Annotated in this window: 3 protein-coding genes; all 3 read left to right on the forward strand. The window is 75.9% G+C overall.

Translation table 11 applies throughout. The annotated features are described in order from the left end of the window. Window positions 1-29 precede the first annotated feature (29 nt). From AC07A6_RS04740 to AC07A6_RS04750, 3 genes are read left to right on the forward strand one after another with little or no spacing between them, the layout of a single operon-like run. On the forward strand, window positions 30-12137 hold the full coding sequence (locus AC07A6_RS04740; protein WP_478776069.1) for an SDR family NAD(P)-dependent oxidoreductase: 12108 nt from the start codon (window positions 30-32) through the stop codon (window positions 12135-12137). Continuing rightward, window positions 12137-13366: a macrolide family glycosyltransferase gene (locus AC07A6_RS04745; protein ID WP_478776070.1), complete on the forward strand. Its 1230-nt coding sequence runs from the start codon at window positions 12137-12139 to the stop codon at window positions 13364-13366. Before AC07A6_RS04740 ends, AC07A6_RS04745 begins: the two co-directional genes overlap by 1 nt. Next, window positions 13363-14940 carry an FAD-dependent monooxygenase gene (locus AC07A6_RS04750; RefSeq protein WP_478776071.1) on the forward strand — a complete coding sequence of 526 codons (1578 nt, stop codon included), beginning with the start codon at window positions 13363-13365 and terminating at the stop codon, window positions 14938-14940. The genes AC07A6_RS04745 and AC07A6_RS04750 overlap by 4 nt, the downstream gene beginning before the upstream one ends. Window positions 14941-14945 lie beyond the last annotated feature (5 nt).

A 14945-nucleotide genomic window follows, 5' to 3' on the forward strand; every position in this document is an offset into this window, starting at 1 on the left:
GCGGGGGACATGCAATGGGGGAGCACGCTGTGCGGGACGGCCTTCTCAGGCCCCTCTCGGAACTCCTCCGGGAGCACGCACGCGACCGCGCCGACCGGGTCGCCCATTCCGACGGGACGCGCAGCGTCACCTACGGCGAACTGGAGACCACGACCGGCAGGCTCGCCGGCCACCTCGCCGCCCTCGCCGCCGGCCGCGGCCGGCGCGTCCTCGTCCACCTGGGGAACCGGGTCGAGACGGTCGAGAGCTGCCTCGCCGCCACCCGCGCCGCCCTCGTCGCCGTACCGGTCAGCCCCCACGCGGGCGACGCCGAACTGAAGCACGTCCTCGACGACTCGCAGGCCGCCCTCGTCATCACCGACGCGCAACGCCTCGCCCAGTACCGCCGCCTCGACGCGGTGGGACACGGCGTCCACTTCGTCGTCACCGCACCGGGCGGGACCCCCGACGCCGACACCGCCGGCACCGACGGCACCGCCGGCACCGGCGTCCACGACTACGCGCGGCTGGCCGCCACCGAACCGCCCGCGCCCGCCCCCGACGACCTCGCCCTCGACGAAGTCGCCTGGATGCTCTACACCTCCGGCACCACCGGCACCCCCAAGGGCGTCCTGTCCACCCAGCGCGCCGGCCTCTGGTCCGTCGCCGCCGGATACCCCTCCGTCCTCGGCATGACCGAGGACGACCGGCTGCTGTGGCCGCTGCCGCTGCACCACAGCTTCGCGTTCAACCTGTGCGTCCTCGGCGTCACCGCCACCGGAGCCTCGGCACGGATCATGGCCGACGCCACGCCGGGCGAGGTGCTCGCCGAACTGCGCGCCGCCCCCTACACCCTGATGGCCGCCGTCCCCACCCTCTGCCACCACCTCCTGGACACCGCCGGCGAGGCCGAACCGGCCCTGACCGGACTCCGGGCGTTCCTGGTGGCCGGCGCCGTCACCGGCCCGGAACTCGGCGCACGCTTCGCCGACGCCTTCGGGGTCCCCCTGATCGACAGCTACGGCAGCACCGAGACCACCGGCGTCATCACCTGCAACCCGCTCACCGGACCGCGCGTCCCCGGCTCCTGCGGCCGCCCCGTCCCGGGCCTCGGCCTGCGCGTCGTCGACCCGGCCACCGGACTCGACGTCCCCCGCGGCGACGAGGGGGAGATCCGCGTCGACAGCCCGAGCCTGATGCTCGGCTACCACCGCGCGCCCGAGGCGACCGAAGCGGCCTTCCACGAAGGCTGGTACCGCACCGGAGACCTCGGACGCCTCGACGCCGACGGCTTCCTGACCATCACCGGACGACTGAAGGAACTGATCATCCGGGGCGGCGAGAACATCCACCCCGCCGAGATCGAGGACGTGATCCGCGCCGGCGAAGGCATCGCCGACGCCGCCGTGGTCGCCCGCCCGCACAGCGGCCTCGGCGAGGTCCCGGTCGCCTACGTGGTGCCCGCGGAAGACCGGCCCCTGTCGCCCGAGGACATCCTGACGCGCTGCCGGGAACGGCTCGCCTACTACAAGGTGCCCGTCGCGCTCCACCGCACCGCACACATCCCCCGGACCACCTCCGGCAAGATCGTCCGCCGGCTCGTCGGCACCGGCCCCGAACCCACCAGGCTCCTCGCCGCCGGCACCACCCACCACGACCGGATCAGCCGCACCCTGCCCGGACCCGCGCCCGTACCCGCCTCGCTGCCCGCCGACGACACCAGCACCCTGGCCGCCGCCACCGTCCTGCTGCTCACCGCACCCGGCGAAGGAGACCGCGCCGACACCCTGGCCCGGCACCTGACCGGCGCCCACCACTGCACCCACGTCACCCGCGCGACCTGCGACCCGGCCGACGCCGAAGCCGTCGACCGGGCCCTCGCCGGCTCCGGCGCCCACGCCGTGGTCCTGCTCGCCGCCGACACCCCCGGCGCGGTCTTCGACGCCGCCGCACAGCGCCTGCGCGCCCAGGGCCGCACCGCCCTCTCCCTCACCGCCGCACCCGAGGTCACCGGGCACGAACTCCGCGAAGGCCTCGACGCCGCACTGATCGAGGGCGAACCGGCCGTACGCGTCCACCCCTTCGGCCGGGAACCGGCCGCGCCCCGCCCCGCCGCCACCACCGCCGAGGACCCCGAGCTGACCCGGCGCCTGACCGGGGAACTCCTGACGCTGGACGAGGCGGGCCGCGAACGGCGCCTGCTGCGCCTCGTCACCGCCGCGATCGCCGAAGTCCGCGGCGACACCGACACCGCCTCGGACCCCCGCGAGCAGTCCCGGCCGCTCGGCTTCGACTCCATGGCCTCGGTACGCCTGTCGGCCCGGCTGGGCGCGGCCACCGGAATGCGGCTGCCCGCCTCCCTGGCCTTCGACCACCCGAGCCCCGTCCTGCTCGCCCGGTTCCTGCACGGCGAGCTGCTCGCCCCGGCGCCCACGACCGCCGCACCGGACCCGGTGGCGGACGCCGCCGATCCGGTGGTCGTCGTCGGCGCGGCCTGCCGCTTCCCCGGCGGCGTGGGCTCGCCCGAGGAACTCTGGCGCCTGGTCGCCTCGGGCACCGACGCGGTGGGCCCCTTCCCGCAGGACCGCGGCTGGGACCTGGACGGCCTCTTCGACGCCGACCCCGACGCACCCGGCACCACGTACACCCGCGAAGGCGGCTTCCTCGACGGGGCGGCCGACTTCGACGCCGGCTTCTTCGGGATCTCTCCGCGCGAGGCCCTCGCCATGGACCCCCAGCAGCGGCTGCTGCTGGAGACCTCCTGGGAACTGTTCGAACAGGCCGGCATCGACCCGGACTCCCTGCGCGGCACCCGCACCGGCGTCTTCGCCGGCCAGATGTACCACGACTACGCACCGCGGCTCGCCGGGGAGACCGGCCTGGAGGGCTACCTGAGCACCGGCGGCGCGGGCAGCGTCCTGTCCGGCCGGCTGTCCTACTTCTACGGCTTCCAGGGCCCCGCCCTCACCGTGGACACGGCGTGCTCGTCCTCCCTCGTCGCCCTGCACCTCGCGGCGGAGTCCCTGCGCCGCGGCGAATGCACCCTGGCCCTGGCCGGCGGCGTCGCCCTGATGTCCACCCCGGCCTCCTTCGTCGACTTCAGCCGCCAGCGCGGCCTGGCCGCCGACGGCCGCTGCAAGCCCTTCGCGGCCGCCGCCGACGGCACGGCCTGGTCCGAGGGCGTCGGCATGCTGCTCGTGGAGCGGCTGTCGGACGCCCGCCGCAACGGCCACCGGGTCCTCGCCGTCCTCAAGGGCTCCGCCGTCAACCAGGACGGCGCCTCCAACGGCCTGTCCGCGCCCAACGGCCCGTCCCAGCAGCGCGTCATCCGCCAGGCCCTCGCCAACGCCGGCCTCACGGCCGACCAGGTCGACGCCGTCGAGGCGCACGGCACCGGCACCACCCTCGGCGACCCCATCGAGGCCCAGGCCCTCCTCGCCACCTACGGCCAGGACCGGGCGGAGGACCGGCCGCTGTGGCTCGGCTCGGTCAAGTCGAACCTGGGCCACACCCAGGCCGCGGCCGGCATGGCCGGCGTCATCAAGATGGTCATGGCGATGCGCCACGGCCTCCTGCCCCGCACCCTGCACGTCGACGCCCCCACCCCGCACGTGGACTGGACGGCGGGCCGCGTCGAGCTGCTCGCCGAGGACGTCACCTGGCCGGAGACCGGCCGCCCGCGCCGCGCGGCCGTGTCCTCCTTCGGCATCAGCGGCACCAACGCCCACGTCATCCTGGAGGAAGCACCCCAGCCCGCCACCGCCGAGGAACCGGCACCGGCGCCCACCGGCCCCCTGCCCGTGTGGCTGCTGTCGGGCCGTGACGCGGAGGCGGTTCGGGCCCAGGCGGGCCGGCTGCTGGAGCGGGTGTCGGGCGATGCGGAGCTGGACCCGGCCGACGTGGCCTTCTCGCTGGTGGCTTCGCGGGCCGTGCTGGGCAGTCGGGCGGCCGTGGTGGCCGGCGACCGTGATGGTCTGCTGGCCGGGCTGGAGGCCCTGGCCGAGGGCCGGTCGGTCTCGGGCGTGGCCGAGGGCGCGGTGTCCGGTGGGAAGTCCGCGTTCCTGTTCTCCGGTCAGGGTGCGCAGCGTCCGGGGATGGGCCGTGGGCTGTACGACGCCCAGCCGGTGTTCGCCGCCGCCTTCGACGAGGTGTGCGGTCACTTCGACCTGCCGCTGAAGGAGATCGTCTTCGGGGGCGGGGAGGAGGTCCACCGTACGGAGTTCACCCAGCCGGCGCTGTTCGCCATCGAGGTGGCCCTGTACCGGCTGCTGGAGTCCTACGGCGTCCGCCCGGACTTCGTCGCGGGCCACTCCATCGGTGAGATCGCCGCCGCGCACGTGGCAGGGGTGCTTTCCCTGGCCGACGCTTCGGCCCTGGTCCGGGCCCGTGGCGCTCTGATGGGCGCCCTGCCGGAGGGCGGGGCGATGGTGTCCGTCCAGGCCGGCGAGGAAGAGGTCCGTCCGCTGCTGTCGGCCGATGTCGACATTGCCGCGGTCAACGGCCCGCAGTCCGTGGTGATTTCGGGTGCGGAGGACGCCGTTCTGGCGGTGGCCGCGCAGCTGGCCGACCTGGGCCGCAAGACCAAGCGGCTGACGGTCTCGCACGCCTTCCACTCGCCGCTGATGGAGCCGATGCTGGAGGCGTTCCGCGAGGTCGCCGAGTCCCTGGCCTATTCCGAGCCCGTGATCCCGGTGGTCTCCGCCCTGACGACCGGTGACATGACCTCTCCGGACTACTGGGTGCGTCACGTCCGCGAGGCGGTCCGTTTCCACGACGCCATGCGGCAGCTGGAAGCCGCCGGGGTCGACACCTACCTCGAACTCGGCCCGGACGCCGTCCTGGCCGCCATGGGCCAGGCCTGCCTCGACGAGCCCGCCGCCCTCCTGCCCCTCATGCGCCGCGACCGCCCCGAGACGTTGACGCTGACGTCCGCCCTCGCCGGAGCGTTCGTCCGGGGCGTCGAGCCCGAGTGGACGCGCGTCCTGTCCGGCCGCCGCGTCGACCTGCCCACGTACGCCTTCCAGCGGCAGCGCTACTGGCCCGCCGCACCCATGGCGGCCGCGGCCGGTCACGGGGCCGACGCGGACGACCTCCTCTACCGGGTGGTGTGGGAGCGGCTCGAAGACCCCTCCGGCCCCTCCGCGGCCGCCGCCCCCCTCGGCTCCTGGCTGGTCGTCACCGACGCCGGCCACCCGGCCGCGTACGCCGACGCCGTCATCGCCGCACTGGCCGACCGGGGCGCCGACGTCGTGCCGCTGCCCCTCACCGCCGCCGAGCACGACCGGACCGCACTCGCCCGGCGGCTGGCCGCGGAGATCCCGGCGGACGGCCTCTCCGGCGTACTGTCCCTGCTCGACCCCGACGGCGCCGACGCCACGGCCGCCACCCTCGCCCTGCTCCAGGCCCTCGGCGACACCGGCCAGCCGGCCCCCCTGTGGGTCGTCACGCGCGGCGCGGTCTGCGTGGACGAGCGGGAGGACGGCCCCGTACGGCCCCGCCAGGCCCAGCTCTGGGGCCTGGGCCGGGTGGCCGCACTGGAGGCCCCCGCCGGCTGGGGCGGCCTGGTCGACCTGCCCGAACAGCTCGACGCCGACGCCCTGCGACGGCTCTGCACCCTCCTCTCCGGAGCCGCCGACGAGGACGAGACCGCCCTGCGCCCCTCCGGCGCCCACGCCCGCCGGCTGGTGCGGACCGGCTGGTCGGCGCCCGCCCGCGACTGGTCCCCGCGCGGCACCGTCCTGGTCACCGGCGGCACCGGAGCCCTCGGCGGCCACGTCGCCCGCTGGCTCGCCGAGGCCGGAGCCGACCACCTGCTGCTGGTCAGCCGGCGCGGCGCGGACGCCCCGGGGGCCGCGGAACTCGTCGACGGCCTGTCCGCCCTGGGCGCCGAGGTCACCCTCGCGGCCTGCGACGTCTCCGACGAGGACGCCCTCGCCGCGCTGCTCGCGGCCGTTCCGGCCGAACACCCGCTGACGGCCGTCGTGCACACCGCCGGAATCCTCGACGACGGCGTGCTCAGCGCCCTCACCCCCGCGCAGCTCACCGGCGTACTGGCGGGCAAGACGGACGCCGCCCTCACCCTGGACCGGCTGACGCGCGGCCTCGGCCTCGACGCGTTCGTTCTCTTCTCCTCGCTCGCCGGCGTCATCGGAGCGGCCGGACAGGCGAACTACGCCGCGGCGAACGCCGCCCTGGACGCCCTCGCCCAGCAGCGCCGCCGCGAAGGCCTGCCGGCCACCGCCGTCGCGTGGGGAGCCTGGGAGGGCGACGGCATGGCGGCGGCCGACGCCGTCGTCCGCGAGCGCATGCGCCGCACCGGCTTCCGCCCGATGAGCCCGCGGCGGGCCCTGCGCCTGCTGGACGGCGCGATCCGCCACGGCGAGACGGCGGTCCTGGCCGCCGACATCGACTGGGACCGCTACGCGCAGGCCCACGGCCCGGCTGCCCGGCGCCCCGTACTGCGGGCGGTCACCGGAGCGGCGGCGCCCGCGCCCGTGACCGGGTTCGCCGCCACGCTGGCCGGCCGCGGCCCGGACGAGCAGCGCGCCGCCCTCGTCGGGCTGATCCGCGGACACGCCGCCGAACTGCTGATGCACCCGACGCCGGACGCCATCGCCCCCGAGCGGTCCTTCCGGCAGCTGGGCTTCGACTCGCTGGCCTCGGTGGAGCTGGCCGGCCGGCTCGGCGCGGTCACCGGACTGCGCCTGCCCGCCTCCCTCGCGTTCGACTACCCCAGCCCGGTGGCGCTGGCGGAGTTCCTGCGCGGCGAGCTGGCCGGCACGGTGCCGCAGGCCGTCGTGGCGGGCCCGGTGGCGGACGCCGCCGACCCCGTGGTGGTCGTCGGGGCGGCCTGCCGCTTCCCCGGCGGGGTGTCCTCGGCCGACGAGCTGTGGGCCCTCCTCGCGGACGGTGTCGACGCGGTGGGCCCGTTCCCGCAGGACCGCGGCTGGGACCTGGCGAACCTGTTCGACGCCGACCCCGACGCGCCCGGGACCACGTACGCGACGGCCGGCGGCTTCCTGGAGGGCGTGGGCGACTTCGACGCCGGCTTCTTCGGGATCTCCCCGCGCGAGGCCCTCGCCATGGACCCCCAGCAGCGGCTGCTGCTGGAGACCTCCTGGGAGCTGTTCGAACAGGCGGGCGTCGACCCGGACTCGCTGCGCGGCAGCCGCACCGGCGTCTACATCGGCTCCAACGGCCAGGACTACACCGCCCTCGTGGCGCGGTCCGCCGAGGACCTGGAGGGCTACCTCGGCACGGGTGCCGCCTCCAGCGTCGTCTCGGGCCGGATCGCGTACAGCTTCGGCTTCGAGGGGCCCGCGCTGACGGTGGACACGGCGTGCTCGTCCTCCCTCGTCGCCCTGCACCTCGCGGCGGAGGCGCTGCGGCGCGGGGAGTGCGAGCTGGCGCTGGTCGGCGGTGTGACCGTCATGTCGACCCCCGACGCGTTCGTCGACTTCAGCCGCCAGCGCGGCCTGTCGCCCGACGGCCGCTGCCGGGCCTTCGCGGCGGCCGCCGACGGCACCGGCTGGTCCGAGGGCGTCGGCATGCTCCTCGTGGAGCGGCTGTCCGACGCCCGCCGCAACGGCCACGAGGTCCTCGCCGTCCTCAAGGGCTCCGCCGTCAACCAGGACGGCGCCTCCAACGGCCTGTCCGCGCCCAACGGCCCGTCCCAGCAGCGCGTCATCCGCCAGGCCCTCGCCAACGCCGGTCTGACGGCCGGCCAGGTCGACGTGGTGGAGGCGCACGGCACGGGCACCCCGCTCGGGGACCCGATCGAGGCGCAGGCGCTGCTCGCCACCTACGGGCAGGACCGCCCGGCGGACCGCCCGCTGTGGCTGGGCTCCCTGAAGTCCAACCTGGGCCACACCCAGGCCGCGGCCGGCGTGGCCGGCGTGATCAAGATGGTGCTCGCGATGCGGCACGGCGTCGTACCGAAGACGCTGCACGTGGACGCCCCGACCCCGCACGTCGACTGGACGGCGGGCGAGGTCCGGCTGCTGACCGAACCGCTGGCCTGGACCCCGGCGGAGGAACCGCGCCGCGCCGCCGTGTCCTCGTTCGGCATCAGCGGCACCAACGCCCACGTCATCCTGGAGGAGGCCCCGCCCGTCACCGCGGCGGAACCGGCGCGCACGGCCCCCGCCCCCACGCCGGTGTGGGTGCTGTCCGGCCGCGACGCGGACGCCGTCCGCGCCCAGGCCCGGCAGCTGCTGGAGCGGGTGTCGGCCGACGCCGAGGCGGACCTCGCCGCCGTGGGCCGGTCGCTGGCGGTGAGCCGGAAGGCCTTCGAACACCGTGCCGCCGTGGTCGCGCAGGACCGGGACGAGGCCCTGGCCGCCCTGGCCGCCCTGACCGACGCGGTCACGGACGCGGCCACCCCGGGCCGGTCCGCGTTCCTCTTCACCGGTCAGGGCGCGCAGCGTCCGGGGATGGGCCGTGAGCTGTACGACGCCCAGCCGGTGTTCGCGGCCGCGTTCGACGAGGTGTGCGGGCACTTCGACTTCCCGCTGAAGGAGATCGTCTTCGGGGCGGGGGAGGAGGTGCACCGCACCGAGTTCACCCAGCCGGCGCTGTTCGCCGTCGAGGTGGCCCTGTACCGGCTGATGGAGTCCTACGGCATCCGTCCGGACTTCGTCGCGGGCCACTCCATCGGCGAGATCGCCGCCGCGCACGTGGCCGGGGTCCTCTCCCTGGCCGACGCTTCGGCCCTGGTCCGGGCCCGTGGTGCGCTGATGGGCGCCCTGCCGGAGGGCGGGGCGATGGTCTCCGTCCAGGCCGCCGAGGACGAGGTCCGCCCGCTGCTGACGGCCGATGTCGACATCGCGGCGGTCAACGGCCCGCAGTCCGTGGTGATTTCGGGCGCGGAGGACGCCGTCCTCGCGGTGGCCGCGCAGCTGGCGGAGCAGGGTCGCAAGACGAAGCGCCTGACGGTCTCGCACGCCTTCCACTCGCCCCTCATGGAACCGATGCTGGAGGCGTTCCGCGAGGTCGCCGAGTCCCTGGCCTACGCCGAGCCCGCGATCCCGGTGGTCTCCACCCTCACCGGCACCCTCGCCACCGCCGGCGAACTGACCTCACCCGCCTACTGGGTGCGCCACGTCCGCGAGGCCGTCCGCTTCCACGACGCCGTCCGCCACCTGGAAGCCGCCGGGGTGCGCACGTACCTCGAACTCGGCCCCGACGCCGTCCTGACCGCCATGGCCCAGCAGTGCGTCACCGAGGCCGCCGCCGACGCGTCCGGCTTCGTCTCCCTGATGCGGCGCGGCAAGGACGCCCGGCACACCCTCGCCGCAGCCCTCGGCGCCCTGTTCGCCCGGGGCACCGACCCGGACTGGCCGGCGTACTTCGGCCCCGGCACGCGGGCGCCCGGCGTACCCGGCCACCCCTTCCGGCGGACCCGCCACTGGCCGCGCCCGCGCCCCGCCGGGGCGCACGGCGCCGACGCGCACCCGCTCCTCACGAGCGTCCTCGCCCGCGCCGAATCCGACGAGGTGGTCCTCTCCGGCCGCCTGTCGGCCCGCACGCACCCCTGGCTGGCCGACCACGTCGTCAACGGCACGGTCATCGTGCCCGGGACCGCCTTCGTGGAGATGGCCCTGCGCGCCGGCCGGGAAGCCGGCTGCGACACCCTCGACGAACTCACCGTCCTCGCCCCGCTGCGCCTGCCCGACACCTCCGTCGTCGAGGTCCAGACGCTCCTGGCCCCCGCCGGTCCCGACGGGGAGCCCGGTTCCTGGACCGTGACCGTCCACGCACGGCCGGCCGACGCCCCCGACACGGGCTGGACCCGGCACGCGAGCGGGCTCCTCAGCACCACCACGCCGTCCTCCGGCCCGTCCGCCGGGCCCCTCGTGTGGCCTCCGGCCCACGCCGAACCGGTCGAGGCGGGCGACACGTACGTCCGCGCCGCCGCCATGGGCTTCGACTACGGGCCGGCGTTCCAGGGCCTGAAGGCCGCCTGGCGCCGGGGCGACGAGGTCTTCGCCGAGGTCGCCCTGCCCCCGGTGGACGCCGACGACGCCGCACGGTTCGCCTTCCACCCCGCGCTCTTCGACGCCGCCCTGCACACCGGCTTCATCGAGTCGCCCGGCGGGTCCGACGACGCCGGACGGCTGCCGTTCACCTGGCAGGGGCTGACCCTCCACCGGGCCGGCGCCGCCACCGTACGGGTGCACCTGACCCGGACCGACGCCGACACCCTGTCGCTGGAGATCACCGACGGGCTCGGCGAACCGGTCGCCTCCGTCGCCTCGCTGACCCTGCGCCGGATGCGCCCCGAGGACCTCGCGGGCGACACCGCCGCCCTGCTGGAGACCCACTGGCAGCCGCTGGACGCCGGCCCGGCCCCCACCGGCCCCTGCGCGCTCCTCGGGGACGGCCGGGCCGCCGGCCTCGCCGTGCCGGCCGCCCTGGGCGGCGTACCCGTCACCGCCTACCCGGACCTGGAGGCACTGGAGCGGGCGGCCGAAGCCCCCGCGACGGTCCTGCACCTGCTGGAGCCGTCCGAGCCGGCCGACCCGGACGACCCGGCCCGCCACGCCCGCGAGGCGTCCTGGCGGACCGCCGGCCTGCTGCGGCGGTGGACCGCCTCCCCGCTCGCGGAGACGGCCCGGCTCGTCCTGCTGGCCCCTGCGGGCGACCCGGCCGGCACCACGCGGGGAGCGGTCCGTGCGCTGCTGCGCACCGCGCAGGCCGAACACCTCGGGAAGTTCCTGGTCGTCGAGGTCGACGGGCAGCCGCAGTCCTGGGACGCGCTGCCGGGCGTCCTCGGCGCCGACGAGCGGGAGGCCGCCGTCCGTGACGGGCACCTGCTCGCCCCCCGCCAGGTCCGCCGGCCCGAGACCGCGCCCGGCGCACCGGCACCCGCCCGGCCGGCGCCCGGGTTCGCCGGGACCGTCCTGATCACCGGCGGCACCGGCGGCCTCGGCGCGGTCGTCGCCGAGCACCTCGTACGCCACCACGGCACCACCGACCTGCTGCTGCTCAGCCGCGGCGGCGCCGCAGACCCGCGGGGCGGGGAACTCGCCTCCGCCCTGCGCGGCCTCGGGGCCCGCGTGACCCTCGCCGGGTGCGACGTGGCCGACCGGGAGGCCCTGGCGGCCGTCCTGTCCGGCATCTCCCCCGACCGCCCGCTGAAGGCGGTCGTCCACGCGGCGGGCGTCGTCGACGACGGGCTGCTCGCCACCCTGACGGAGGACCAGTTCGAACGGGTCATCCGGGTCAAGGCGGCCGGTGCCGTCGCGCTGCACGAACTGACCAAGGACTCCGGCCTCGACGCGTTCGTCCTGTTCTCGTCCGCGGCCTCCGTCATGGGCAGCCCCGGCCAGGCCAACTACGCCGCCGCCAACGGCTTCCTGGACGCCTTCGCCCACCACCGCCGCTCCCTCGGCCTGCCCGCCCAGTCCCTCCAGTGGGGCCCCTGGGCCGAGGAACGCGGCATGGCCGGCCGGCTCGGCCCCGAGGCCGTCGCCCGGATGGCACGCAACGGCACCGTACCCCTGGCCAACGAGGAGGCGCTGGCCCTGCTCGACGCGGCGCTGGCCCTGCCCGGCGTACCCAACCTGGTCGCCGCCCGCCCGGCAGCCGCCCCGGCCCGGCCCGGGCCGGCCAGGACGGCGGTCAGGCCGGCCGCCCCCGAGCGCGGCGCGTTCACCCGCAGGCTCGCCGGAGCCGACGCGGACACCCGCCGCAGGCTCCTCACCGACCTGGTGCGCACACAGACCGGTTCGGTCCTCGGCCACGGCACCGCCGCCCACGTACCGGCGGAACGCTCCTTCCGGGAACTGGGACTGGATTCCCTGGCCGCCATCGAACTGCGCAACCGGCTCGGCGCGGAGACCGGACTGCGGCTCTCCCCGACGCTCGTCTTCGACCACCCCAGCCCGCTGGCACTGGCCGAGTTCCTGGACCGGGAACTGGCCCCCGCCCCCGCCCCGGACCAGCCCGACCCGGCCGTGGTCCGCCGGCTCGACGACCTCACGGCCGGCCTGCGCACCACCGCACCCGACCCGGCCACCACCCGCTACCTGGAGGACCGGCTGCGCGCCCTGCTCGCCGAGGTCACGGGGCCGGCGCGGCCGCCGGCCGCGACCGACGTGGACGACGTCACCGACGAGGAACTGTTCGACATCCTGAACGGAGAGATCGGCATCTGATGGCTCACATCGCATTCTTCAGCGTGGCCGCCCACGGGCACGTGTCGCCCACCCTGGGCATCGTCGCCGAGCTGGTCTCGCGCGGTCACCGGGTCACCTACTTCACCACCGGGGCCTTCGAGGAGCAGCTCACCCGGCTCGGCGCGCAGGTGTGCCGCTACGACGTCGCCACCTCGCCCGGACAGTCCCCGCGCGCGTTCGCCGAGAACGACCTGAGCGCCCTGCCCCTGTTCTTCCTGCACGGCAGCGCCGACCGGATCGCCCTCGCGGAGTCCTTCGTCGCCGCCGACCGCCCCGACCTCGTCGTGTACGACAACACGGTGCCGTTCGCCGGGCGCGCCCTCGCCCGCAGGTGGGGGGCGCGCGCCGTGCAGTTCTTCCCCTCCCTCGCCTCCAGCCGCTCCTGGGCGCTGATGGACGCCATGCTGGCCCGCACCGGCCGCTCCGCCTCCCACGAGGCCAACGGCGCGGAGTTCGACGCACGCCTCGCCGAGTTCCTGCACGCGGCAGGCCTGGACGGGGTCCGCGCCGAGGAGTTCATGGACTTCGAGGAGGAACTCAACCTGGCCTTCCTGCCCAGGGAGTTCCAGCCCGGGGCGCACACCTTCGGCGAGCACTACCGCTTCGTCGGACCCAGCCTGGGCGGCCGCGAGGCCGAAGGCACCTGGCGCCCCCAGGACCCGGACCGCCCGACGGTGTTCGCATCGCTCGGCACGGTCTTCAACCGGGCCACGTCCTTCTACCGCACCTGCGTGGAGGCCTTCGCCGACAGCGGCCACCACCTGGTGCTCTCCATCGGACAGCAGGCCGACCCGGCCGACCTCGGCACCCTGCCGCCGCACTGCGAGGTCCACCGCAGCGTCCCCCAGCTGTCCGTCCTCGGCCAGGCCGCGGCGTTCGTCACGCACGGCGGCATGGGCAGCACGATGGAAGCCCTCTCCTTCGGCACGCCGATGGTCGTCGTCCCGCAGATGGTCGAACAGGAGATCATCGCCGACCGCGTCGCCGAACTGGGCCTGGGCCTGCGCCTCGACCCGGCCGACGTCACCGCCGAACGCCTGCGGGCCGCCGTCGAGACCGTCAGCGCCGACACCGGCACCGCCGCCGCGGCGGCCCGCTTCCGGCAGCTGAGCCACGACGCGGGCGGCGCCGCCGCCGCGGCCGGGGCGATCGAAGCACACCTGGCGGGCACCGGCACCGCCGCACACACGAAGGCGGCCGCGATATGACCGCGCAGAACGTCCTCATCGTCGGAGCGGGCGCCGTCGGCACCCTGCTCGCCTGCGACCTCCTCCAGCAGTCCGTGCCGGTGCGCATCGTCGACGCCAAGCTCCCGCAGGAGGAGTACGACCCGCACTCCCGCGCCGTCATGATCTGGCCCCGCGTCCTGGAACTCCTGGAGAAGGTCGGCATCACCGACGAACTCGTCTCCCGCGGGTTCCGGGCCGACGACGTCAGCTTCTTCTCCCGCGGACGCCGGCTCGGCACCGTACCGATGACGAAGCTGGGCGCCGCCCGCCCCTACGGCCTGGGCATCGTCCAGAGCGAACTGGAAGTCCTGCTCCACCGCCGCCTCGCCGAACTCGGCGGCACCATCGAGTACGGGACCGAACTCACCGCGATCGACACCTCCGGCCCGCACCCCACCGCCACCCTGCGGCACGCCGACGGCCGCACCGAACAGGCCGGGGCCGACTGGCTGATCGGCGCCGACGGCGCCGGCAGCGTCACCCGCCGCCTCCTCGGCATCCCCTACCCCGGCGTACCGTTCCCGCTCGGCATCGCCCTCGGCGACTTCCCCGTCACCGGGCCGCGCGTCTCCACCGTCGAGTACCACTACGCCGACAGCGGGCTGCTGCCGCTGGTCCACCTGCCCGACGGCGTCTGCCGGCTCGCCACCATCGTGGCCCCGGGAGAGACCGACTGGTCGGACCGCCCGCTGCCGGACTGGCAGCGGATGGTCGACGAGCGCACCAGCCTCCCCTACCGGCTCGGCGAACCGCTGTGGACCCGCACCTACCACCCGCGCCCCGGCGTCGCCGAACGGTTCCGCGAAGGCCGGGTCGTCCTGGTCGGCGACGCCGCCCACTCGGTGGTCCCCCTAGGCGGACAGGGCCTCAACCTCGGCCTCCAGGACGCGGTCAACCTCGGCTGGAAGCTCGCCGGCGTCGTCCACGGCTTCTGGGACGAGCGGATCGTCGACACGTACGACACCGAACGCCGCAAGGCCGTCGAGCAGGTCCGCACGGTCATCCGCACCGAGATGGAACTGTCCGGCGCCCCCACCGCACGGGACCGCCGCCTGCGGGACCTGAAGGTGGCCGCGGCCCACCGCACCGGCCTCCTGCGGCACGTCGCGGCCCCCCTGATGAGCCAGGTCGGCCTCAGCTACGCCGCCACCGACGAACCGCTGTGGCGCTCGGCCCTGCACCGCAGGGCCCGCCCCGGAGACCGGCTGCCGTTCTTCCACCGGACCCGGCAGCACGCCGGGGCCCCCGTCCTCGACCAGCGCGGCCACATCGCACTGCTCTGGCCCGGCCGCCGCCCCGCCCCCGGCTGGCAGACCGTCGCGGACGGCGCCCGCCGCGTCCTCGGGGACCGCCTCCCCGTCCACGACCTCGCACGGCTGTCGCCGTCCGGACGCACCGCCCTCGGCCCGCTGTTCGGCAAGCAGCCGCAGATCGCCCTGGTCCGGCCCGACGGCCACCTGGCCCACCTCGCCGCCGCACACCGGCCGGCCGAGTCCCTGGGCCACCTGGACCGGCTGGTGTCCCGGCCGCTGACCCCCTCGCGAAGCAGGTGAGCCCC

This window comes from Streptomyces sp. NPDC044002 (genome assembly GCF_056434525.1).